16 protein-coding genes are annotated in these 23636 nt (G+C 66.3%); 9 read left to right on the forward strand and 7 right to left on the reverse strand.

What is annotated here, in order from left to right; translation table 11 throughout:
* Window positions 1-21 precede the first annotated feature (21 nt).
* The gene (locus ACIQWA_RS27950) at window positions 22-1668 is read right to left on the reverse strand and encodes an alpha/beta hydrolase (protein ID WP_402487211.1); all 1647 of its coding nucleotides are present in this window, start codon (window positions 1666-1668) and stop codon (window positions 22-24) included.
* Window positions 1665-1976, reverse strand: a complete 312-nt coding sequence (locus ACIQWA_RS27955; RefSeq protein WP_360237821.1) for a hypothetical protein — start codon at window positions 1974-1976, stop codon at window positions 1665-1667. The genes ACIQWA_RS27950 and ACIQWA_RS27955 overlap by 4 nt, the downstream gene beginning before the upstream one ends.
* A gap of 543 nt (window positions 1977-2519) precedes the next feature.
* Here ACIQWA_RS27955 and ACIQWA_RS27960 point away from each other — a divergent pair.
* A complete protein-coding gene (locus ACIQWA_RS27960) occupies window positions 2520-3275 on the forward strand; it encodes a DUF6928 family protein (RefSeq protein ID WP_402487213.1) in 756 nt (251 codons plus the stop codon).
* 391 nt (window positions 3276-3666) lie between these two features.
* Here the strand turns inward: ACIQWA_RS27960 and ACIQWA_RS27965 are convergent, their stop codons facing one another.
* Entirely contained in the window at window positions 3667-4434 is a 768-nt protein-coding gene (locus ACIQWA_RS27965; protein ID WP_402487214.1) for a hypothetical protein, read from the reverse strand.
* Between the two features lie 380 nt (window positions 4435-4814).
* On the opposite strand from ACIQWA_RS27965, the gene ACIQWA_RS27970 reads away from it, so the two are divergent.
* The 4 genes from ACIQWA_RS27970 (at window position 4815) to ACIQWA_RS27985 (ending at window position 14244) form a co-directional block, all read left to right on the forward strand.
* Entirely contained in the window at window positions 4815-7484 is a 2670-nt protein-coding gene (locus tag ACIQWA_RS27970; protein WP_402487216.1) for a TIGR02391 family protein, read from the forward strand.
* A 177-nt stretch (window positions 7485-7661) separates the two neighbouring features.
* Window positions 7662-11219: a DEAD/DEAH box helicase family protein gene (locus ACIQWA_RS27975; protein WP_402487218.1), complete on the forward strand. Its 3558-nt coding sequence runs from the start codon at window positions 7662-7664 to the stop codon at window positions 11217-11219.
* Window positions 11216-12691 (forward strand): restriction endonuclease subunit S, encoded by a 1476-nt coding sequence (locus ACIQWA_RS27980; protein WP_402487220.1) that lies wholly within the window; start codon window positions 11216-11218, stop codon window positions 12689-12691. The genes ACIQWA_RS27975 and ACIQWA_RS27980 overlap by 4 nt, the downstream gene beginning before the upstream one ends.
* On the forward strand, window positions 12688-14244 hold the full coding sequence (locus ACIQWA_RS27985; protein ID WP_402487222.1) for an N-6 DNA methylase: 1557 nt from the start codon (window positions 12688-12690) through the stop codon (window positions 14242-14244). The genes ACIQWA_RS27980 and ACIQWA_RS27985 overlap by 4 nt, the downstream gene beginning before the upstream one ends.
* A gap of 98 nt (window positions 14245-14342) precedes the next feature.
* Here ACIQWA_RS27985 and ACIQWA_RS27990 read toward each other — a convergent pair whose 3' ends face one another.
* Both ACIQWA_RS27990 and ACIQWA_RS27995 read right to left on the reverse strand, forming a co-directional pair.
* Complete coding sequence (locus tag ACIQWA_RS27990; protein WP_402487224.1) at window positions 14343-14498, reverse strand: hypothetical protein; 156 nt, start codon at window positions 14496-14498, stop codon at window positions 14343-14345.
* Between the two features lie 12 nt (window positions 14499-14510).
* Complete coding sequence (locus tag ACIQWA_RS27995; protein ID WP_402487226.1) at window positions 14511-15296, reverse strand: aminoglycoside phosphotransferase family protein; 786 nt, start codon at window positions 15294-15296, stop codon at window positions 14511-14513.
* A gap of 374 nt (window positions 15297-15670) precedes the next feature.
* Between ACIQWA_RS27995 and ACIQWA_RS28000 the strand changes: the two genes are divergently transcribed.
* Window positions 15671-16225 (forward strand): NUDIX hydrolase, encoded by a 555-nt coding sequence (locus ACIQWA_RS28000; protein WP_402487228.1) that lies wholly within the window; start codon window positions 15671-15673, stop codon window positions 16223-16225.
* Window positions 16226-16246: 21 nt separating this feature from the next.
* Here the strand turns inward: ACIQWA_RS28000 and ACIQWA_RS28005 are convergent, their stop codons facing one another.
* Complete coding sequence (locus ACIQWA_RS28005; protein WP_402487230.1) at window positions 16247-17326, reverse strand: XRE family transcriptional regulator; 1080 nt, start codon at window positions 17324-17326, stop codon at window positions 16247-16249.
* A 498-nt stretch (window positions 17327-17824) separates the two neighbouring features.
* Here ACIQWA_RS28005 and ACIQWA_RS28010 point away from each other — a divergent pair, with 498 nt between their 5' ends.
* The 3 genes from ACIQWA_RS28010 to ACIQWA_RS28020 are packed head-to-tail and all read left to right on the forward strand — an operon-like array spanning window position 17825 to window position 20853.
* Window positions 17825-19171 (forward strand): hypothetical protein, encoded by a 1347-nt coding sequence (locus ACIQWA_RS28010; protein WP_402487232.1) that lies wholly within the window; start codon window positions 17825-17827, stop codon window positions 19169-19171.
* 42 nt (window positions 19172-19213) lie between these two features.
* Window positions 19214-19930 (forward strand): class I SAM-dependent methyltransferase, encoded by a 717-nt coding sequence (locus ACIQWA_RS28015; RefSeq protein ID WP_402487234.1) that lies wholly within the window; start codon window positions 19214-19216, stop codon window positions 19928-19930.
* The gene (locus tag ACIQWA_RS28020; RefSeq protein WP_402487236.1) at window positions 19927-20853 is read left to right on the forward strand and encodes a glycosyltransferase family 2 protein; all 927 of its coding nucleotides are present in this window, start codon (window positions 19927-19929) and stop codon (window positions 20851-20853) included. Before ACIQWA_RS28015 ends, ACIQWA_RS28020 begins: the two co-directional genes overlap by 4 nt.
* Before the next feature lie 100 nt (window positions 20854-20953).
* On the opposite strand, the gene ACIQWA_RS28025 is transcribed toward ACIQWA_RS28020, so the two are convergent.
* Window positions 20954-23587 carry a valine--tRNA ligase gene (locus ACIQWA_RS28025; protein ID WP_402487237.1) on the reverse strand — a complete coding sequence of 878 codons (2634 nt, stop codon included), beginning with the start codon at window positions 23585-23587 and terminating at the stop codon, window positions 20954-20956.
* Window positions 23588-23636 lie beyond the last annotated feature (49 nt).

A 23636-nucleotide genomic window follows, 5' to 3' on the forward strand; every position in this document is an offset into this window, starting at 1 on the left:
GGGCTCTTTCCGGCCGGCGGTTCAGTGGGGTATCGAACCCCAGATCGGGTCCTCCTTCCATGTGGTGTGGGGCGGCTTCCCGGCGATGATCTTGCCCTGGTTCTTCAGGCTGTCCGAGCCCTCGTCCCAGTAGCCGCCGTGCCCGGACGTGTCGATGTGGATGTTGTTCCCGCCGAATCCCGCGATGTGCGGGCTGGGGCCGAGCGAGAAGCCACCGACCGCGCGGGTGGGGTCGTCGGTGGCCTCGCCGATCCAGAGGTGATCGGGGTTGACGTTCAACTGCTCGGCGGTGAGCACGCCCATGCCCGGGCTGCCGAGAGTGACGATGTCGTCGGCGTCCAGGCCATGGCTTCCTCCGCTGTCGGCGACGCCCACGGCGAAACTGCCGTAGCTGTGCGCGATGTAGCTGAGGTGGGTCCTAGGCTCGCCGTGCGCCACCCTGAGGCCGTTGGAGAAACGGCGCATGTCCTCGGCGCCGTCGAGTCCGCGCATTGGGCTGGACGCCCCTGCGAGGCTCTCCGGGGCGTCGTAGCCGAGGTAGGAGATGACTGAGACGGTTTCGCCGGCCTTGGCGTACTGCTTGCCGTAGCCCTGCAGCTGCCGGATGCGGTCGATCTGGCCCGGCACCCCGTTGATGTCGGTGTTCGTCCCGGGCACGAACACCGAGGTGTGGCTTGCCTTGTCGGGGTTGCCGGTCGCAACGATCGCGCGTCCGTCTCCCCCGTACGCCTCGGGGTCGATCGCGAGGAGGAACAGCTGGTGCTCCTCGTCCTTCGCGTCGGCGTTCTCCTCCAGCTTCTTCTTGATCTCCGTCAGCGCGGCCTTGCGCTTGTCGTACGTGGTCTGGTCGAGGCCGAAGGAGGCGGGCGTCCCGGCTTGGAGGGCGTCGAGCTTCTGGTCGAGGACGAGGCGGTTGGCCTCGTCGCGGGCGCCCGCCGGAATGCCGTCCAGGTTTCCGATCCGGGCCGCGTTCAGGGCGAGGTAGGTCTCCTGCTGGTCGGGTGTGAGGCCCTTCCACCAGTCGGCGTTCTTCTGCGGGTCCTTGCCGTCGGGGATGTACGGATCGGCCAGCCCGAGGTCCTTCATGACGTCGGCGACGTCGGTGCGGGTCTCGGCCATGGCGCCGTTCGCCCGCTGATCGCCGAGGATGTCGGCACCCAGGTGGCCGAGGGCCTTGTTGCCCTGGTCGCTGGCCGTCTGGGCGTCCTTGATCGCCGTGTCGATCCGCTGCTGGAAGCCGGTCTTGAGATCGGTGAGGCTGCGGCGCGCGGCCTGCGCGTCGGGGTCGTTGTGCTCGCCTGGACCCTCGGGCGGGAGGCCGACAATCCCCTCGGCGGACACAGTCAACTTGGCATCCTGGGCGCGGTGCACGGCGTTGGTCAGGTTGGTCTGCGCCTGGTACATCCGGTCCGCGACCGTGTTCAGGGCCAGCGCGGCGGCCTCCGCCTCGACCCGGACGATGCCGAGCCGCTGCTCGGTCTGGTCCATGAACGGGAAGGCGGCCTCGGCGTCCGCGCCCTTCCACCCCCGGCGCAGCGGGCCGTTCACCTGGTTGCGGTGCCGCGTGGCCGTGGTCTCCATGCTGTGGGCGAGCGCCTTCCACGCCTTCGCGGCGTCGCGCAGTCCGTGCGGGTCGAACGCGACCAACAGTTCGTAGGCACTGCTCACTGCGCGGCCTTTCGCTGGCTCCAAGCGCTTGCGGTTGCCTGCTCGTTGTGCGCGTGGGTGTCGGCGTTGGTCTGCAGGTTGGTGCTGGTGTCGGTGAGTCGCTTCCGGAGCGCGTCAAGCGGCGCGGCCCAGTCGCTGCCGAGCTTTCCGAGCCCTGCGGCGATCGACCAGCCGGTGAGCTGACCGGAGGCGGTAGTGGCCGAAGTCAGCGCGTCGTGAACAGGTTTGGTGACCTCCTCGGCGAGGTTCTTCGCCACCCCTGAGGAGGCGGTGAGCGCCTGCGGATCAACGGTGACCGTGCCGGCCATGGTGATTCCCCCGAATCAGATGATGAGTGTGTACACGGACAAGCCCGACGGTACTTCGTTCGTGTGGAGTTAAGCATCCATGCGGACATTCAGATGATATGAGCACTATGGGGGTGATGTGGTCCGGCGTCAGCCTTCTGCCGCTCATCGCGAGGCCTGCCGCCCTTACCCGGAGGAGGGGAACGGGCGAAGGTGCCTGCCTGGCCTCAGCCCGAGGTACGGCCCGGGTTGACCGCAAGGAGGAAGGCGGAGAGCCAGACGACCAGGGCGATGGCGGCGAACAGGGTTGACCCCGATAACCGCCGCCCGCGCCGCTGACCTTGCCCCCGCACTTCTTCACCCACGGCCTCGAACTCGACCGCGCCGCCGTCGACGCCAGCCCTGAGCCGCCTCGGGAGGTTTCATAGCCTCGCGCTCCGGCTCATCAGTTCGTCCGGTGCCCGGTAAGACCCAGGTCTTGCCGGGCACCGCTGTCTTACGCGGTTGGTAGCTTGCGGCCTGCCCCCGGACCGAGGGGTTCGCCGTGTTGGAGAGGAACTGACCGTGGGAGCCAAGACTGGGTTGCTCGTCTATATGGCCCCTGCTTCGTCCGGCCCGCTGCGGCTGCCGGCGGAAGCGGATCCGGAGCGGACGGCGGAGCTGGTCGGCCGCCTCTACCCCGGGTGGGAGGTCACGGAGTCGGCCAGGTGCGAGCTCGGCGACGCGACGTACCCGCCGGACGGGACCGCCTACCTCGGCAGCTTCCCCGGAGTCGACATCGTCTGCGATCAGCACTGGGTGGGTGACCATCCCTCACGGCTGCCGCAGCACCTGATCGATGCGAGCGCGGGACGCCGACTGGTCGTGCACTGGATGCACAGCGTGGTGGACTTCCTGGCCTTCGCGGTCTGGGAGGACGGGCAGCTGGTCCGTTCGCTCAGCCTCTCGCCTGGCAGCGGGGTGATGGAGAACATCGGTGAGCCGCTGCCGTTCGAGGCGCCCTTCTGGGCCGGGGAGCGCCCGGTGGATCCGGTGCCGGGATGGCCGGCCAAGGGGCCGTACCCGCTGCCGTTCCATCCTCTCGACCTGGGGGAGGAGGCGCTTCGGTTCTTCTTCGGCTTCGTGCTGGAGGGCATGCCGGAGGCAGAGGACATGGACCCCTACGAGGTGGCTCTCCAAGGCTTCGGTCTCACTGATCCGGACGGGCCGACTCCGGAGGAGAAGAAAGCCGCGATGCGGGCCATCATCAGCCGGATGGGGACACCCCGGATCTTCACGCATGGCCCTGACGGCACCATGGTCGAAGTTGAAGGCTTGTGATCGGCGTCACTCTGCCTCGAACCCGGGCGGCCCCACCAGGCTGCCCGGGGTTCGCCGCGATTCGGAGCCGTTGGCGTCGGACGGCACGAAAATGCCCCCGAAGCTGTCTGCTTCGAGGGCATCGTGCCTGGTCAGGCGATGTGGCCAGGGCCGGGGTCGAACCGGCGACCTTCCGCTTTTCAGGCCAAGCCGGGGCTTCGGAATGCCCAGGTTTGGGTGATTCTGCCGTCCGTGGAAGGCTTCCGTCAGATGCCATTGTTCGGGATGGTTGGCGTCAGCGTTGGCGTCAACCGGGGGCCAGCCCGAGGTCTGGTGGCCGGTAGAACGGTGGCTCGGGGTGCCGTACCGGGCACCTCACCCGTCGCCTGGCCGTGCGACTGGTGAGGTGCCTCTACGAGTCCTTCTGCGAAAACAGCCAGGTCTCGAAGCCGGACAGGAACTCACCCATCGCCCCGAGCGATGACGGGTCTGCCTCGTACTGGATCGACAGGTTGACCTCGTACAGCTTGTACCCGGGCCGTGCGTCACGCGCTGCTGCAGCGGCGGCTGCCAGCGTACGGACCGCGTCGTCGCGCCGGCCGGTCTCGACCGACTCGATGAGCTCGGGCCAGAGGTTGTCTCCGATGTGGTTGAAGAGCTCCATCAGGTGCAAGCCGGCCTTGTGGGCACGGTTACGGATGGCCTCCTGCTCGGCGCTCCAGTGGTCCTCAGCCCATCGGTCGTCCTGCTCGTCCGGCTCCGACCAGTCGGCCATCTCGTTCTGGAACTGACGGTCGAGGTCCTCCTGGGTCAGCCGCGGGTGATCGAAGGCAGGCGTTTCCCCAGTCTTGAACAGCTCGACCGGCACCGTGAGGTCGGGGGTGGGCGTGCCCTCCAGGAGCGCGGTCAGAAGCAAGACCGCGTCGATCTTGGGAAGGAGCTCTGCGACGTCCACGAGGGCCTCAAGGGTTCCGACCGTCTGCTCAACAGCCGAGTAGTCGTGCTCGGCGATCTGGTTGTCAAGGTCGAAATGGAGGTCGAGGATCGCACTGCCGATGCTGCGAAGTTCGTCCAGATGGTCGGCGATCTCGGTCTCGACACGCTCGACGGTCCGCCGAAGCTCGCGCGCCTCGGCGGCCTGCTCCTCAAGCGCCGCTACCGCTTTGGCGATCTCGCTCACGCTGTTCCCCTTGTTCCGGTCGGGCCCGACGCAACTGTCCGGAGTGGTAACTCTATTACCACCCACGGACCTTGAGGACGTACTTGGTGTCGGTGTGCAGCAGGGTTCCCAGCGCACGGAGTCCAGGCCAAGCCGGTGGCATCGCGATGCCCCAGTTGGGCGAACGCCGTCCGTGTATGGCCGCCGTGGGACGCCATTGTTCGGGACGGTTGGCGTTGGCGTCATCTTGCTAGTCCGCAGTGGGCCAGGAGGCGCTGCGCTGGCTCGCCTTCCGCGATCTTCGTGCCCCACCCTGGATCGCCAGCACCCGGGGTGCACATTCTGCAATCTCCAACACAATCTCCGTGCGCCGATCCCAGCCCACGCACGAGAATCGTGACGTGACCGACGACGTGCTGAACTCCCAGGATCAGGTTCTACTCCAGACCGTGTACGAGTTGATGGGACAGCGAGGATCCTGGCCGACCTTCACGGCCGTCGACCTCAAGGCCGACCGCGACCTCGGCATCGAGGACGCCCAGGCGGCCTTGGTCGCGATCAGCTCCCGCTACGTTGCCGATCCATGGGAGGCTCACGGCTATTCGGACCAGGACGAGGTGCGGCTCACTCTCCGTGGAGTGGCAGCCTGTCAAGGCGGCCCGGGCGATCTGGCCCGACTGAGTGAGTTCGTCAAGTGGACCGTGGAGTTGGAGCAGAACAGCTCTGCTGATCCCGAGAAGGACCTCGTTGCCTCCAGCCTGGACTTCGCTGCACACCTGAAGCTGCCACTGAGCTCGGCCGGCGGAGACTCTGTTCCTCCGACCAGTGAAGTCACGCACGCCCGTGAGCTGATGGGCCGCCTGTTCGTTCTTGCAGACCTGCTTCCACAGCTGTGGAGGGGGAGCAACAGGCAAACGGTCAGCCCTTGGCAGTGGCAGTTCAGCGTGAACCGGCGAGGTACTCGGCCGTACCGCAGCGTCCAGGGAGTCGAGGGGCTGCTCGCGTTCCTGGACGGGGAGAGCACCCGCCGGCTGCCCGAGCCGCAAGTGCCCCGCGCCGCCCCCAAGGCTGGAACTGATCATCCGGCACTGCCGGGAGCGGGGGACGGGGAGTTGGCCGTCCATCTGACGCTCCTCCGCCCGGAGGTGGTCGAGGTGTGCGCGCAGTTGCTGAGGGCGGACCGGTTTGACGACGCCATTTTCGCTGCCTTCCGGCGGCTCGAGCACGAGGTGCAGCAGAGGATCGGGAGTCCTGCCATCGGCAACGAGCTCGTCAGCTCCGCGTTCAAGGAGAGGAAGGACGGTATCCGCATCTCAGATCGAGAGCGAGACGCCGACCGCCTCTTCGAACTGTTTGCCGGGGCGATCGGGCTGTTCAAGGGGGACCGATCCCACAAGGACCGGCCCTTGCTGCCCTGCCGATCGCGCCGTGAGTGCCTGCGGATCCTCGCTCACGCGAGCTCGCTGCTCGACCTGCTGGACCGCGATGTCGATCGGGCACCCGCGGTTCGTGGGTACCGCCATGACCAGGGGACCACGCTCACGCTGTGGGTGGAGAGAGCTGGTAGCCAAGTGGAGGTGTGGCTGGACGAGAAGCGCAAGCTCGAAAAGACCAGTTTCCAGACGGGCACGTTGACCGTGGACGTCGCTGGCGTGCCAGCTGGTGAACACCGGATCCACCTGGTCGACGGGACTCGCCAAGGGCCCGCACACGTGGTGTGGATCACTCTCGCGCCCGGTCAGACGAACTGGTACCGGGTGGTGGAGGTGAACATTCCGCTGTTTGCCGATGAGTCCGGGCACCGCCAACTGGACCTGGGTGGCGTGCGGCTCGCGACTCTCGAAGCGGGCGTCCCGGGTGAGCGGATCTTGGCGACGCGCGAGACGTACCAAGTGGGCCACTACGTCTCCTGGCACTGGGCCGGCTCTGATCACGGGATCGGCAGCGCTTGGGTGCGCAACCGGCCAGGTGACCCCCTCCGCAGGTTGTGGGAGGACAACGGAGTCTTCGACGGTCAGCCGGTCGCCCCTGCTCACCCCGAGCGTCTGATGAAGATCAGCATCGAGCCGTCTCACCTCCTGCTGCGTGGCAAGGGCAAGACTCCACTGCGGGTGCTGGGTCACTTCACTGACGGCACCGCGACCTGGACCTCCCCCATCGATGACCCCCAGGTCGAGTCCAGCAACGAGAAGGTCGCTGTCTTCAAGGGTGGAGCCGTCTTCGCCAAGGGACCGGGAAGGAGCGTGCTCCGGTGCCTCCACGACGGCTGCACAGCAGAAGCGAGCTTGGAGATCGCCGCCCATCCGACCGGGACGGTCACGACCTTCCTCTCCGGACTTCCTCCTGTGGCTGGTGTCGCCTGGACCCCGAACGGACTGATGGTGAGCACGCGGGGGCAAGAACTGTGGCGGGTGGGTTCGGACGGTGTCTACCGCCTGGTTGCCGCAGTTCCCTCCCGTCTCCTGCGGAACCTGGGATCGGATTCCATGGCTGCCCGAGCCGACGGAGAGCTCGCCGTCCGGCTTGTTGACCGTCCCGGAATTCTGGTGCTCCACCACAGCAGCGACTATGCGAGTAGCAAGCTGATCAGGCTCCCCGAAGGGCCGGCTGGCACGCCGATGGCATTCATCTGGGACGGCGACGATCTGATCGTGGCGATGTTCACAGGTGCTCTGAAACGGGTGAAGATGGACGGCACTTTCACGCTGCTCGGGTCCGTGCCCGGCCAGCCCGTCGCCATGTCCCACGCGGGCGACGTGCTCCACGTGCTCTGCTCTCCCGGCCAGCACGGTCGGAACGTGCTCTGGGAGGTCCAGCTCGAGACGCCGGACAGTGATCCGCTGGACCTGCTGGAAGGCCAGACGCTGGCGGGCTTGAACGGAGTGGCCTGGAGCAGTGAGGGGATCCTGCTGAGCGACTTCGCGAACGGTAAGTTGCTCCGCCTCACGGACGGGCGGGTGAGGACTCTGGCCACTGGCCTCAGGAAGCCGAGCCAGCTCACGGTCGCAGACTCGGGTGACATCTACGTCGCGGAGTTCGGCGCAGGTGCGGTACGACGCGTCATGGCGTGATCGATTCCACCGCGAGGTCGTACTGGACGACTCTGCGGCAGGACCGGCGGGCAGAGCGCAGCTCCGAGCCCGCCGGTCCTCGGATCGCGCACGGGCGGCGCGCTTTTTGCGTAGTCTGGGTCGCTGCACCTGGATTAGCGGATGGGCACGCCCGCGTGCGGTGGACGGACGGAGTATATGGACGAGCGGCTTCGGGATCTTGCCCGACGGTCCCCGAACTTCGGTGTGCTCTTCCAGTACCAGCCCCTGCTCGCGCTATACGGCGCATTGGCGGAGGCCACGGTCTTCACCAACCCCAACGCAGCTCTGGTCCAGGCTGGCCAGTTCGGTGAGATCCTGACCGAAGAGCTGGTCACGAGGGTGGGCCTCCGGGTCGACGGTGACCGGCAGGTCGATCGGCTGGCTGCTCTGACGCGCATCGGTGCCCTTACCCCGCAGGTGCGCACCGCTTTCGATGAGCTGCGTAGGAGCAGGAATCGCGCGGCCCACGAGCACCTGTTCGACACGGTCCGTGCGCTCAAGGCCGTCGAGACCGCTTACGAACTGGGCAACTGGTTCCACCTCGCCGTCTCCGGCAAGCGGACCGTCACCGCCTTCGTTCCTCCGACTGCTCCTACCGCTGATCAGGGCGTCACCGACCCTGCCGAGATCGCGAAGCTTCACGCCGAGCTGGAGAGCTACCGCCGTGACCTCGCCCTGTCCCGGACGAAGCTGGCAGAGTCCCGGCAGGCACAGGCCGAGGCCGAACAGCGCGCGCAGGACGAGGCCGCGACCCTCGTCGAGAGCGCGGCAGCCAGTCGTGCCGAACTCGCCTCTCGGATCGATCAGCTCGAGCGGGAGATCGTCGCACTTCGCCAGGTTCAGCAGCAGGACTACGAGCAGGCTCGCAAGCAGCCGGCGCCGGTGGCGCGCGCGGCACGTGAGGCGATCGTGGAGCGGGCTCAGCGGGCCAAGCCGCTGAGCGAGGTCCAGGCCCGTGAGGTCATCGACCGGATGCTCGTCGAAGCGGGCTGGGTGATCCAGGATCGCGAAGACCTCAACCCGCTTGCGGGCCGCGGCGTGGCTGTTCGCGAGTTCACGGTGGCCACCGGGCGCGCGGACTATGTCCTGTACGTCGACGGCTCTATCGTCGGTGTGGTCGAGGCCAAGCGTGAGGGCGAGGCACTGAGCCACGCCTTGGCCCAGAACGACCGCTACGCGCGTGGGGTTCTCAAGGAGTTCCGGCTCGCGGTTTGGCGTGAGAGTGAGCCATTCGCCTTCCGCTACGCGACAACCGGCGCGGAGACCTACTTCATCAACCGGATCGATCCGGAGGCACGGTCCCGCGAGGTCTTCTCCTTCCACCGGCCCGAGACGATCGCGGCATGGATGCGTCGCGCGGACGAGCATCCGCAGGCGCCGACCTTGCGGGCTGGCTTCCGGACCATGCCGGCGCTGGAAACCGGTGGCCTTCGGCCTGCCCAGATCGAGGCGATCACTGGTCTCGAGACCTCGCTCGCTGCGGATCGGCCGCGAGCACTGATCCAGATGGCCACCGGCGCCGGTAAGACGTTCACCGCGGTGACGGAGGTTTACCGGCTCCTCAAGTACTCGCAGGCGAAGCGTGTGCTCTTCCTGGTGGACCGGAACAACCTCGCGAGGCAAGCGCTCGCCGAGTTCCGCAACTACACCACGCCGGACGACGGCCGGAAGTTCTCCGAGCTGTACGGGGTGGACCGGCTAGGTGCGGCAGGGCTGCAAGAGACATCCTCGGTGGTCATCGGCACCATCCAGAAGATGCATTCGCTGCTGCGCGGCCAGCCGTTGGTCGACGACGATGCGGCGGATGACCGCGCGGATGCGGCCGATGAAGCGTTCGAGAACGGCCGTCCTGTCGAGGTTGTTTACAACCCGGATGTGCCGATCGAGTCGTTCGACCTGATCGTGGTCGACGAATGCCACCGGTCCATCTACGGGTTGTGGCGTGGCGTACTCGAGTACTTCGACGCCCACCTGGTCGGGCTCACCGCTACTCCCACAGCACAGACCAAGGGCTTCTTCGACCAGAACCTGGTGTCCAGCTACTCCTTCGCCAAGGCAGTCGCCGACGGCGTGAACGTCGACTTCGACGTGGTGGAACTGCTGACGGACGTCCACAAGGAGGGCTCCACCATCGAGGCGGGGACGACGGTCCCCATACTCGACCGAGCGTCACGGCGCCGGCGGCTGGAGGAACTCGAGGACGACTTCGCCTACTCGGGCCAGCAGCTCGGACGCTCGGTCATCGCCGAGGATGACATTCGCACGGTCTTGCAGACCTACCGGGACAACTGGCAGGGCTGGTTCCCCGGCCGACAGGAGGTCCCGAAGACCCTGATCTTCGCGGTCAGCGAAGCGCACGCGGAGGAGGTACTCAAGCAGACGCGGGAGGTCTTCGGGCGTGGTGACGATTTCGCCGCGAAGATCACCTACAAGAGCCGGGAAAGTGGTCAGAACCCGGATGAGCTGATCAACGACCTGCGCAACTCGCCGCGCCTCCGTATCGCTGTGACCGTCGACATGATCGCCACGGGTACCGATGTGCGCGCGCTCGAGTGCGTCATCTTCATGCGGTCGGTCAAGAGCGCCGTGCTGTTCGAGCAGATGAAGGGGCGAGGAGCTCGGTCGATCGACCCGACCGAGCTGAGCGAGGTCACGCCCGGCGCCGACGAGTCCTTCCCGCCCGTGGTGAAGGACCGCTTCCTGCTCATCGACGCCGCAGGAGTCACCGACACTCCGTTGGTGGAGGCCAGGCCGCTTCCCACTGCGCCTGGGATGTCGCTGCAGAAGCTGCTCGACAAGGCTGCCTCCAAGGCGATCAGTGCCGAGGAGACCGAGGTGCTGGCGCGCCGACTCGGCCGGTTGGGCAGGCAGCTGACGAACGAACAACACGAGACGATCGCGCACGTCGCAGGCGGCGTCAGCCTGGTGACCATCACCGGGTGGCTGACCGATGCCTGCGATCCGGAGCGCCAAGAGCGGGTCTTGCTGAGAGATGGGCCGGCAGCGGCGCGACAGCTGATCCTTGACGCGACCATTCCGTTGGCGAACGCCGAACTCCGCAAGGTCATCATGGGGATACGGCGCCAGGAAGACCTGACGATCGACGAGGTGACCGTCGCCACCATCACGACCCTCCGTGAGGTTCCCCGTGAGGAGCGGGCACAGAAGTACGTATCCGACTGGCACAGCCTGCTGGACAGGCAGCGGGACGAGCTAACCGCGATCGAGATCGCCCTTGGTCAGAAGCGGGTGGCACCGGACGCCGCGTACGCTGCCCTGCGGGAGCTCGCTACTTACATCAAGCGCCCGCAGTACGACTGGACGCCCCAGATACTCTGGCAGGCATACGAGGACCTGGGCCGTGCCGTAGCGCGGCCTGGTCAGACGGCGGGCATTCCTGACCTGATCTCGCTCATCCGCTTCGAGCTTGGGGCAGACAGTGAGCTACGGCCTTACCGCACGTCGGTCGGGGAACGCTTCGCGGGCTGGCTGCTACGGCAGCACCAGGCCGGTGCTACGTACAGCGACGAGCAGATGTGGTGGCTGGAACGGATCTGCAACCGCGTGGCCAGTGACGTCGGTGTAGAGGTGGAGGCACTACGTCATGAGCCGTTCACCGAGCGCGGTGGCAGTCGGGGCTTCATCGCGGCCTTCGGAGGAGACCCCGGGGCAGCCCGGAAACTTTTGATGGAACTGAATCAGGAATTGGCTTGAGCAAGATTAGCGATGCGAACCCCCTGCCGCAAGGCTGGGTGTGGGCCACTCTGGGCGAGTTGGCAATCTCCGTCAAGAATGGAATCTACGTCTCGCGTCCGGGGATGGAGCCGGACGGCGTGCCAATTTTGCGGATCAGTGCCGTCCGTCCGATGGCTCTCAGCACGAAAGATCTTCGCTATACGGGCATGTCGCTTGCCGAGGTTGAAGCGAAAGATGGCCTTGCGCGCCCCGGCGATCTCCTCTTCACCCGCTACAGCGGAAACCCGAGCTTCGTGGGGGCCTGTGCGCGCGTGCCGGACCAGAGCTTCCCGCTCGCCTATCCCGATAAGTTGATCAGGGTCACGCTCCCTGACTCTGTGGTTGATAGTCGTTTCCTCAGTTACGCGTGGGCGTGGAGTGGAACTCGGAGTCAAATCCGGAACCATGTGAAGACGACGGCTGGGCAGGCGGGAATCTCCGGTTCCTCTCTGAAGAGCATTCGCCTCCCCGTCCCGCCGCTCGAGGAGCAGCGCCGTATCGTTGACGTCCTTGAGGACCATCTGTCTCGACTTGACGCGGCAGAGGCTTTGATGGAGCGGTGCTCGATCCGCCTTCGCAAGGTTCGCGACACGTTGCTTAATCCGGTCTTCGGATACACGGTGGATGCGAACGCAGAGGCAGCCGTTTATCCCCCGCCAGCGGGCACTATCGACAGCGATCTTCCGCGAGTCCCCCCTGGATGGCGCTGGCAACGGCTAGAGGATGTGGCTGAAGTCGTCGGCGGCGTCACCAAGGACAGCAAGAAGCAGAGCGACCCCGATCTGCCCGAAGTTCCTTATCTCCGAGTCGCCAACGTCCAGCGTGGGCGGCTGGATCTGGATCACGTGTCCATGATCAGGGTTTCGGTAAAGAAGGCTGAGGCGCTGGCGCTTCAGCCCAATGATGTACTGCTGAACGAAGGCGGGGATCGCGACAAGCTCGGACGCGGTTGGGTCTGGGATGGGCAAATCCCGGGGGCCATCCACCAGAATCATGTTTTCAGGGCTCGCGTGCTCGGTGGAGAGATCGATCCTAAGATCCTCTCCTGGTATGCGAATAGCTCGGGCCGCTGGTTTGATCAGAACGGGAAGCAGAGCGTGAACCTCGCTTCCATCAGCCTTTCGAAGATCAAGAAGTTCCCGTTGCCTGTCCCGCCGCAGGGTGAGCAGCATCGAATTGTCGAGCGCATCGATGACGACCTGTCGGTGATGGACAATGTATCGGAGCTGGTTGCGCGATCCCGAGCGCGGTCAAAGTCCCTTCGCGGTGCAATTCTCGCCCGTGCCCTCTCCGGTCAACTTGCGAATCAAGATCCCAATGAGGAGCCGGCGGATACATTGCTCGCCCGTTTCGCGGCCGAGCGTGAATCTGCTGGCGTCAAGCCAGTACGCCGACGTGCCTCCTCCCAGCGCACTCGCACTTCCCCCGCCCAGCAGGAGTTCGACGTATGACCACCGCTGCTTCCGCCCAGACCGGCGCCCTGGTAGCCAAACTCTGGAACTACTGCAACGTCCTGCGTGACAACGGTCTATCCACCATCGAGTACGTCGAGCAGCTCTCGTACCTGCTCTTCCTCAAGATGGCCGACGAGATCGCCACCGACCCGTTCGCCGACGACCCCTCCGCAGCGCGTATCGTCCCCGCTGAGTACGACTGGCAGGCGCTCGTCTCCAAGACTGGCACCGCCTTGGAGGAGCAGTACCGCAATACCCTCGCCGAGCTTGCGAAGCATCCCGGAACGACTCTCGGCACGATCTTCGCCAAGGCACAGAACCGCATCACTGAGCCGGCGCTGCTGCAGAAGCTGGCCGTCGATCTAATCGGCGCCCAGGACTGGACCGGTACCGGGACAGACCTCAAGGGCGACGCGTACGAGGGTCTTCTGGCCAAGGGCGCCGAAGACACCAAGACTGGTGCTGGCCAGTACTTCACCCCTCGCGTGCTGATCGATGCGATGGTTGAGGTGACCCAGCCGACGCTCGAGGACACGATCACCGATCCGGCGTGCGGCACGGGCGGATTCCTCATCGCCGCTCGGCAGTACATCCGCGAGCACTACGGCAGCAGCATGTCCCGCGAACAGCGGCTCGACCTGGAGACCAACATCTTCGGCAATGAGCTGGTGCCAGGCACGGCCCGCCTCGCCGCGATGAACATGCTGCTTCATGGCATCGGCCACAGCGATGGCCCATCACTGATCAACGTCGGGGACGCCTTGGCCAAGAAGCCGTCGCGTCACGCATCGCTCGTCCTGGCGAATCCGCCGTTCGGTAAGAAGTCCGCCATCACGGTGATCGGTACCGACGGGAAGTCCGAGCGGGAGGACATCTCCTACGACCGCGATGACTTCCGTGCCAGCACCACCAACAAGCAGCTCAACTTCCTGCAGCACATCATGTCGTTGATGGCCATCGACGGCCGAGCCGCCGTCGTCCTGCCCGACAACGTCCTCTTTGAAGGCGGGGCGGGTGAGAAGATCCGGCGCCGGCTGCTGCAGGACTTCGACCTGCACACGATCCTTCGGCTGCCGACTGGCATCTTCTACGCCGGCGGTGTCAAGGCGAACGTACTGTTCTTCGACAAGAAGGCCCCGCGGACCGACGGCAAGCCGCACACCAGCATCACCTGGGTTTACGACCTCCGCACTGCCAAGCACTTCACCTTGAAGACCCGGCCCCTTCGCCGGGCCGACCTCCAGGAGTTCGTGGACGCGTACCGGCCGGGCAAGGATCGCTCCGAGCGCACTGAGCTCGAGTCAGGGCGGTTCAAGCCCTTCGCCTACGACGAGCTGGTTGCGCGTGACAAGGTCAACCTCGACATCACCTGGATGAAGGACCCGGCGCTGGACGATGCGGACAGCCAGCTGCCGCCCGGCGTGATCGCCCAGGAGATTGTCGAGGACCTGAAGACCGCGTTGGCCGAATTCGAGGCCATCGCGGAAGCCCTCGGGGTGGACCCGGACGAGCTGGTCAGCGAGGACGAAGCTGTCGAAGCCGCTGGCTAACGGACGTCTCTCCACGCGGGTCTTTTGAGCAGTGGGTTAGACCTCGACTCGACAGCGTGTGGGGTGGTGGGGCCAGGCCCCACCACCCCACACGCTGGTCAGACATCGATATGGGTGATCTTCCGGCCTGCCTTGAGGTAGAAGGTCGCCTCGCCGACGAGCGCGGACAGCGCCTGCTGGGTGCTGCCCTCGTCGAGCTGGGTGGTGTGCTGCTCGCCGTCGACGCCCTCGGCGAGCGGGCCGCAGACCGGCACATGCGGCGGCCATCATGGAATGGAGGCTGCTGCCGCCGCCCCTCTCGATCCCCGGAGCCGCTCTATGGTTCGCCAACCCCGGTTGAGCACCACACGATTCTGGGAGGCTTTGCCCCAGCGGAGATTGAACAGGGCTGTGAGCACGGCGAATCCGGGCTCGGCTGCTTCCTCGGCGGAAGTGAGTGCGCGTCCGTAGCCGTCGAGGAAGGCCGCACGGAGGTCGCGGTGACCGTCCCACATGCCGCCGCCGTACTCGAAGCGGACGAGGTCCCGGATAGCGGGTCGCCAGGCGCTACGTTCGAAGTCGAGCAGGCCGAGCGAGTCTCCCGCTGGAGAGATGACGAACTGGTGCTGCCACAGGTCACCATGGGTGGGCACCTGGCCCAGTTCGGGCAGTACAGCGTCGAGGTCTGCCGCCAGGCCCAGAACCAGCTCCTCATCTGCACGGCTGAGCATCCCCGCGATGCCTGCGAGCCTTTGCGTGGCCAAGGCGGTGCCGGTGATGGCGGGTGGCTCGTGTCTGGGGGGTTCGGCTTCGTGGAAGCTCCGCAGCAACGTCCCCGCGCGGAGGTTGACGGTCCGGGCAAGAGCGGACTCCAGGCGGTCAGGACCCAATGGACGGCCCGGCAGTTCGCTCAGCAGGACACAGCGCGTCTGCTCGTCAGCGGCCAAGAGGACCGGGGCGTGGCCGGTGCCCAGTGCCGGTGTCCAATGCCGGTAGGCGTGGACCTCGCGCTGGTGAAGCAGTGAGGAGTGATGCTGCTTGGCGTAGAACGCCCTGCCGTCGCCACTGATCACGCAGTACACCGCGGAGCCGGGTCGCGGCCAGGAGCAGTTGCGTACCCGCGCGATGTCCCGGCAGTGCGTGTGTGCCAGAGCAGCCAGATCACTGGGGAGAACATTCCTCGGCTCTGAGCTGCGGTCCTGCTTCAGCGGTGGTGTTGTGCTCCAGCTGGACTGGTGTCGTTCGAGCCTCTCTGGTGCCATGGCTGATCGTGTCTCCTAATCCTGTGTGTAGATGGATCCCCGATGACGCTCTGCGTACTCTGGCCGACCTGCGGGAGAGCGGTCATCCGCGAACGAGGCTGATTCACATGCGCTCGACGGGCGCCACCCACTCGGCAGGTGTGGTCAACTATGCCCACTGCCGCCTTCCCAGGATGTGATTGCTGATGAGCACTCAGGCCGATGGGCTCGAGCCGTGGAAGATCTACGGCGACCGCGTGGTCTATGACAACCCATGGGTGCAACTGGCGCTCGTGGACGTTGAGCCGCCTGGTGTGGCGCGCTTCGAGCATCACGTCGTGCGGTTGAAGCGCGTGGCCATAGCCGCGGTGCTGGATGCCGATGACCGCGTGTTGATGCTCTGGCGGTACCGATTCGTGCCGCAGTCCTGGGGCTGGGAGCTTCCCGGTGGCATCGTCGATCCCGGAGAGGACGGCCTGGGGGCCGCTCTGCGCGAGGTCGAGGAGGAGACCGGCTGGCGACCGGACCACCTCGACCACGTGGTTACCTTCCAGCCGATGGTCGGCATGGTGGACTCGCCGCACGAGGTGTTCGTCGGCCACGGGGCGACCCTCGTGGGCGCGCCCGAGGACGGTGAGGAGGCCGGCCACGTCGCGTGGGTGCCGATGTCCGAGATCCCGGTGCTCATGGCAGAGGGGAAGCTCATGGGTTCGGGAACCTTGGTGGCGCTTCTGCATGTTCTGGCTTCCCGTAGGCAGTGACAGCTCGGGAGCTCGCCACCCTCATCGCGGTTCTTCGAACTTTCCGACCAGTTGGTCGATTCGGGCGCGTTGGCGGGCTGACCCCGTGCGGTTGGCCAGGAGCCGCGCCTGCCGTAGGTGGTTCATGGCCTCGTTCTGTTCCTCTCGGGCGAGGTGGGCCTGGGCGAGATCGCAGTGCAGGCCGGCGGTCGCCCGCGTGAAGGTTGCGTCCATCTTGCCGAGCGCGTCGTACAGGTCGCTCATCGCGGCGGCGTCGCCCAGGCGGGCGAGGACATTGCCCCGCCACCGGGCCAGGTGACCGTCGTTGAGGAAGATGCTCAACATGTCCGGGTCTCGGTCTGAACCTCCGGCGGGGAGAGTGGCCGCCGCCAGGTCCAGGGACCGTCGGCAGGCTTCTGTCTGGCCGGCCTGAGCCAGGAGTTCGGCTTCGGCAGCGTGCAGCCATGCAGCCAGCCGAGGGGAGGCGCTGGTGCCAACGGAACGGTGCGCTTCCTGGACGAGCTGTACGGCGAGTTCACTCTTTCCGGCAGCGGACAACACGTACGCCTGCTCGGCCATGGCGTGCGCCAGGTACATCGGTTCCTTCGCCTCGGCGGCGGCTCTCTTACCCAGTTCGTAGTGGCGCCAGGCTCGTTCCGTGGCACCGACGTCGAGTGCCTGCCACGCCGCCAGTGTGGCTGCCCCGGCGAGTGCCCGAGCGATGGGCTCCCTGGTGGCCGGCAGCACGGCGAAGGTCAGCGAATCTTCCAGGGCTGTCAGGTGTGCCTGCATCTGGTCCACCAGCGCGGCAGCGCCCATCTGGCGGTCCACCGTACGCAGGAGCTCGGTCTGGGCCATGAAGGTGTCCACCATGCCGAGGCTGAGGCTGTGCGCCGCTTCGATGCGGCCGACGAGTTCGTCGTAGCCGTCAACGGTCAGTGGTTGGCCACCTGTTGCGCCGCTGCCGAGAAGTTCTCGGTCGGTGAGCCCGAGCAGCGCGCGAAGCACTGAGGCGTACATGGGTCCGATCGGTCGACGACCGTTCTCCCACTCCGAGACGTAGACGCGCAGGCTCGCTGTCGAGGCGATGTCGAGGAGATGCTGGCGGGCGTGCCTCTCCATCTCGTGGACAAGCCGCTCCTGAGACCAGCCCCGCTCCTTCCGAGCCTGCCGCAACTGAGCTGACACTCCTCGGCCCACCCCTTGATCATGCCGACTGATGCGTCCTGGCCGTGTCGCCGCAGGTCAGAGAGGGTTAACTCGCAGACGTTAGGGACGGTTGGCTACCAGCCTGGCGCACAGTCAACTTCCATTGTTCCCACGCTAATCAATGAGCTGCCCGCCGGTCCAAGGTTCGTCCGGATCCCCTCGGGCGGCGGCACGTTGGAGATCACTCACCAACGCCACCAATGCGTGTTCGGCAACATCCCGTCTGCTTCGGAACGGCTCCGGGCAATGACAACACGAATGGGAGCAATCCGGATGAGAACCGACTCTCGAACGTCTCAGCTGACAGTTCCCCTGGGCCCCAGGCACCCGGTCCTCTGCTCTGTCGAGGAGCCAATGGGGCGATCTGCCGTTCGCGATGTCCGCCGCGCTACACGTCGGCACAACCTCGTGGTGGTCGGCTTCGACGAGATCGTCGCGAACAAGTACCTGCCTTGCATCAGCGACGCGATCGAGGCCGGCTATGTCGACTCGTACTCCATCATCGACCTGGAATCGGAACGGTCGACGATCGAGGAGCGCATCCATGGAGTCGACCTGAAGCCCCGCGAGGTCGTCTACCTTCCCGAGGTGGGTAGCGGCGCCACCGCGCTGCGGAGGCAGCCGGAACTGATCGGGGCCGCGATCGGGCAGCTTCGTCTGCCTGAGCTGCCGATGAAGGTGTACATCGCGACCGAGGTGCGGGCGCACGAAGCCTATCTGCGCTACTGCGTCGAGAACGGCATCGATTCGCTGGTGGAGAAGCCGGTCTTGGCTCCGTTGGTGAACGGTCGGTTCGCGCCGGCCCGGATCACCGAGGTCATGCAGGAGCTCATCGCTCAGGCCGGTCGTACCGGCGCCAACCACTCCGTGATGACGCTGAGCAGGTACCACCGCATCTACAACGGGGAGTTGCTGCGCTCGCTCGAAGAGCGGGTTCAGGAATGGCAGGCCCCCGTCACGTCATTCCACCTGCGTGCCGCCGGCGGTGTGTGGAACCTCCAGCACGAGTACGAGTCGCGGGACGATCACCCCTACCGGTACGGCTACGGGATGGTGATGCACGGCGCGTACCACTACATCGATCTCGCCGTGCAGTGCCTGTCCCTCAACAAGCTCGTGTTTCCGGACCGCCGCTTCAGGCTCGAAGTCAGCTCGTTCGGCGCCTTCCCGACCGACCAGCACCTCCGGATCCCGAATCCGACCGCCAGCCGGTTCGAGGACGGGAGCCCGCGCTGGCCGTCCGCCGAGACCGCGGCGCACTCCTTCGGCGAGACGGACATCACCGCCGCGTTCCGGCTGGTCGATGTCGCGTCGGATCGGACACTGACCGTCGGGACGCTGTCCTTCGAGCAGACGACGCCGTCCATCCGCAGCTGGCAGGACCTCCCGGAGGACCTCTACAACAAGAACGGGCGCACTTCGAGCGTCGACCTCGAAGCCCAGCTGTCGACCCTCTACTCCGCACATGTCCACTGCTACGACGTGCCCCGTGGGCAGAACGCGGACAAGATCGACGCCTTCGCCCGGCTGACCACGCGAGCGAACGCTTCTCTGCTGCCGAATGAGCAGTACACGTCGGTCAACACGTTCGACGGGTTGTTCCACAGCGACAGCAACAGGCAGCTCATGGAGAACTGGCTGCAGGGGACCGAGAACAGGAGCTCGCTCTCTGCACACCTGCTGCCGATGAAGGTCGCCGAGGCGTTGGCCTCCTCTCTGCTCACGCCCGGCCGGGCCGTCGAGATCGACGAGTTCTAGGCGCCTGTCCTCGATCATCCCTCCAACCTCAGGTGGTGCCCCTTGTCTGTACAGCACTCGAAGGCGTCGCTTCACGCCTTCTACGCAGAGGCGTTACGGAACGGCCGGAGCACCGGCGAGAAGCTGTCCGCCCCCGTTCCGGCACGGTTCCTCGCCCTTCTGGCTTCTCTCCCCGCGGACACTCCGCGCCGCGCTCTGGACCTCGGGTACGGCGCCGGGGCGTACACCATCGCCCTGGCGGAGGCCGGGTTCACCGTCGTCGCGGTGGACCAGGCGCCGGCCGAGCCGCTGCTCCACCGGCTCTTGGCGCGCAAGGACCTGGCGGAACGGGTCACCGTGGTGGAGTCCCTCATCGAGAAGTACGCGGTCCAGGAGGACTTCGGCCTGCTCGTCGCGAAGGACGTCCTGCACTACCTGTCACAGCACGACGTCGAACGTCTGCTCACCGGGGCCGTCCGCAGCTCCCGAACGGTCAACCTGCACTACCTGGAGATCTTCACCGCGATCTCCCGGACGGACACCCATGGCGGGCAGATCCACATCGAGGGCGAGGCCCGGTACACGCCGGACACCCTCGGCCGCGCGCTGGAGCGGATCTACGACGGCTGGGACGTCTCCGTGCGCTGGGACGACCACACCGAGCAGGACACGCGCTCGGGGCGCAGCTACTTCGAAGCGACTCGCGCGACCGTCGTGGCGTCGCGCCGGTTCCCGGCCCCAGTCGGCACAGCGGCCATGAGTGGAACGGAGACAGCATGACCGTCGCGGAGTCCGGAGGTATCAGCTTCGTTGTCCCCTGCCACAACGCGGGGGACTATCTCATCGAAGCTGTGGAGTCTGTTCTCGGGCAGCCGCTTCAGCGCCCGTACGAGGTGGTGATCGTGGACGATGGGTCGGACGACGAGTCGACCCTCAAGGCCATCGGCACCTGCACCGAACTGTCTGGTGTACGCCTCATCCGGCTCGAACAGCGCCAAGGGCACCACGTCGCCAGGAACACCGGCGTGGCAGCCGCGCGGATGGAGTACGTGATGCAGGTGGACGCCGACGACCGGCTGGCCACCGAACCGTATCTCCTCAGGGAGGGGTCCTATCCGGACCGGGCGGTGGAGATCCTCGAGGCTGATGCCGATACGGCCTTCGTCCACACCATGTCGTGGATGATCGGTGACTTCGAGGGGTACACCATCTCCTCGTACCCGTGCCGCGAGGACTTGGTGGTGCGTAAGCACCACGTCCCGACGTCGATAGTCTGCCGGCGGGCCGACGCTCTCAAATGCGGGCTGTACGACCCGAAGGTGCTCAAGTGGGGAGACTGGGCCTTCGCGGTCAACCTGCTGGCAAGCCGGCACCGGCGAGGGGCAGGCAACACCATCCGATGCGTCGCCGGGCCCTTCCACGAGTACCGAGTGCACTCACGGGTCGAGCGAGTGTCCGATGCGACGGTCTCGGAGCTCGACATGACTCTCCTCGTCGTGGAGAAGAACCTGGACTTCTTCCGGGACCGGCTGGACCGGAACGACGGGGCTGCCGAGATCGCCCGCGACCTGCTGGGTCAGAAGCCGACGCGCCTCGACGACCTCCTGCACATGGCGAACTTCGATCTCCACCAGGCTCAGATCGTCGCGGAGCAGCGCGAGTTCTCCCTGTCGAGCCCGTACGAGGCGCTGGGAATCCCGTAGGAGTCGCCACTCGAAGCGCGCGTAGAGTCGCCCAAGGCCGGACAGCCCGGAGGGGGCCCAGACCGCATGGTCTGGGCCCCCTCCGGGCGTGTTCCGGTGCCTACTGCGGAGGCAGCTTGGCCAGTTGGGCCTGAAGCCGGGCGATGTCCGCCTCGGCCTTGGCGAGGCGGCCCTTGATCTTGTCCACGACGTCGTCGGGGGCCTTGGCGATGAACGCCTCGTTGCCGAGCTTGGCCTCGGCCTGCTGCTTCTCCTTCTCGGCGGCGGCCAGGTCCTTACCCAGTCGCTTGCGCTCGGCCGCCACGTCGATGGTGCCCGACAGGTCGAGCGAGACAGTGGCGCCGGCCACCGGCAGGGATGCGGTGGCGGCGAAGCCCTCGCCTTCCGGCTGGAGGCGGAGCACCTGACGGATGGCCGCCTCGTGCGGGGCCAGCGCCGTGCCGTCGAGCTCCAGACGAGCCGGGACCTTCTGGGCGGGCTGGAGGCCCTGGTCGGAGCGGAAGCGGCGGACCTCGGTGACGACCTGCTGGACCAGCTCGATCTCCTGCTCCGCGGCCTCGTCGCGGAACCCGGAGTCCTTCGGCCACTCGGCGATGACGACCGACTCACGGACCGTCAGCGTGGTCCACAGGGCGTCCGTGACGAACGGGACGATCGGGTGCAGCAAGCGCAGGGTGACGTCGAGGACCTCGCCGAGCACGCGGGCCGAGACCTTGGCCGGTTCGCCGCCCTCGAAGAACGTCGTCTTCGACAGCTCGACGTACCAGTCGAAGACCTCGTCCCACGCGAAGTGGTACAGGGCGTCCGCGAGCTTGGCGAACTGGTAGTCCTCGTAGTACGCATCCGCCTCGGTGACGACCTTGTTCAGCCGCGAGAGGATCCAGCGGTCGGTGGCCGAGAGCTTCTCGGCAGGCGGGAGTTCACCCTCGACCGTGGCGCCGTTCATGAGCGCGAAGCGCGTCGCGTTCCAGATCTTGTTGGCGAAGTTGCGGGACGCCTGGACCCAGTCCTCGCCGATCGGGACGTCGACCCCCGGGTTGGCGCCCTTGGCCAGGGTGAAGCGCAGGGCGTCGGAGCCGTACTTGTCCATCCAGTCCAGCGGGTTGACCGTGTTGCCGAACGACTTCGACATCTTCTTGCCGAACTCGTCCCGGACCATGCCGTGGAACGCGATCGTGCGGAACGGCGGCTGGCCGTCCATCGCGTAGAGAGCGAACATCATCATCCGGGCGACCCAGAAGAACATCAGGTCGTAGCCGGTGACCAGGACGGAGTTCGGGTAGAACTTCTCCAGATCCGGCGTCTGCTCGGGCCAGCCGAGCGTGGAGAACGGCCACAGGCCCGACGAGAACCACGTGTCGAGGACGTCGGTGTCCTGCGTCCAGCCCTCGCCCGTGGGCGGCTCGTCGTCGGGGCCGACGCAGACCAGTTCGCCGTTCGGGCCGTGCCAGACCGGGATGCGGTGGCCCCACCACAGCTGACGCGAGATGCACCAGTCGTTGAGGTTGTCGACCCAATCGAAGTACCGCTGCGACATGTCGGCCGGATGGATGTTGACCCGACCGTCGCGGACCGCGTCGCCGGCCGCCTTGGCGAGCGTTTCGACCTTGACCCACCACTGCATCGACAGGCGGGGTTCCAGCGTCGTCTTGCAGCGTGAGCAGTGGCCGACGGAGTGGACGTAGGGGCGCTTCTCGGCGACGATCCGGCCCTCGGCGCGCAGGGCGGCGACGATCGCGGAGCGCGCCTCGAAGCGGTCCAGGCCCTGGAAGGGGCCGTGGACGGTGATGATGCCGCGCTCGTCGAGGACCTCGATGGATTCGAGGTTGTGGCGCTGGCCGATGGCGAAGTCGTTCGGGTCGTGCGCCGGGGTCACCTTGACGGCGCCGGTGCCGAACTCCGGGTCGACGTGCGTGTCGGCGACGACCGGAATGCTCCGGTCGGTCAACGGGAGCTTGATCAGCTTCCCGATCAGGTGGGCATAGCGCTCGTCGTCGGGGTGGACGGCGACGGCGGTGTCGCCGAGCATCGTCTCCGCGCGAGTGGTGGCGACGACGATGGTGTCCTCGCCCGCGCCGTACTTCATGGAGACGAGCTCGCCGTCGTCGTCCTGGTAGTCGACCTCGATGTCGGAGATGGCCGTCAGACAGCGGGGGCACCAGTTGATGATGCGCTCGGCGCGGTAGATCAGCCCGTCGTCGAACATCTTCTTGAAGACGGTCTGGACAGCCCGAGACAGGCCCTCGTCCATCGTGAAGCGGTCCCGGCTCCACGCCAGTCCCTCGCCGAGGCGCCGCATCTGGCCGGCGATCTGCCCACCGGACTCGGCCTTCCACTCCCACACACGCTCGACGAAGGCTTCACGGCCCAGGTCGTGACGGGACTTGCCCTCCTTCGCGAGCTCACGCTCGACGACGTTCTGGGTGGCGATACCGGCGTGGTCCATGCCGGGCTGCCACAACGTCTCGTAGCCCTGCATGCGCTTGCGGCGGGTGAGGGCGTCGATCAGCGTGTGCTCGAAGGCGTGGCCCAGGTGAAGCGAGCCGGTGACGTTCGGGGGCGGGATGACGATCGTGTACGCCGGCTTCTCGCTCTTCGCGTCGGCCTCGAAGTACCCGCGTTCTACCCAACGCTCGTACAGCGCTACCTCTACCTCGGCCGGCGCGTACTGGGTCGGCAGCTCATGGGTAGGCGTTGGCCCGCTTTCGGGGCGCTGTGGAGTGTTGTCGGTCACGACGGTCATTCTAGGCCCGCGGCACCTCTGCCCTCGCCGACTTTCCTGG

Source organism: Kitasatospora sp. NPDC098652 (genome assembly GCF_044760155.1).
GTDB lineage: Bacteria > Actinomycetota > Actinomycetes > Streptomycetales > Streptomycetaceae > Kitasatospora.

Excerpts from the sequence above, each read along its gene's own strand:
- ACIQWA_RS28005 (WP_402487230.1), bottom strand. The coding sequence starts at position 17,326 with ATGGAGAGGCACGCCCGCCAGCATCTCCTCGACATCGCCTCGACAGCG.
- ACIQWA_RS27985 (WP_402487222.1), top strand. The coding sequence starts at position 12,688 with ATGACCACCGCTGCTTCCGCCCAGACCGGCGCCCTGGTAGCCAAACTC.
- ACIQWA_RS27955 (WP_360237821.1), bottom strand. The coding sequence starts at position 1,976 with ATGGCCGGCACGGTCACCGTTGATCCGCAGGCGCTCACCGCCTCCTCA.
- ACIQWA_RS27975 (WP_402487218.1), top strand. The coding sequence starts at position 7,662 with ATGGACGAGCGGCTTCGGGATCTTGCCCGACGGTCCCCGAACTTCGGT.
- ACIQWA_RS28000 (WP_402487228.1), top strand. The coding sequence starts at position 15,671 with ATGAGCACTCAGGCCGATGGGCTCGAGCCGTGGAAGATCTACGGCGAC.
- ACIQWA_RS28020 (WP_402487236.1), top strand. The coding sequence starts at position 19,927 with ATGACCGTCGCGGAGTCCGGAGGTATCAGCTTCGTTGTCCCCTGCCAC.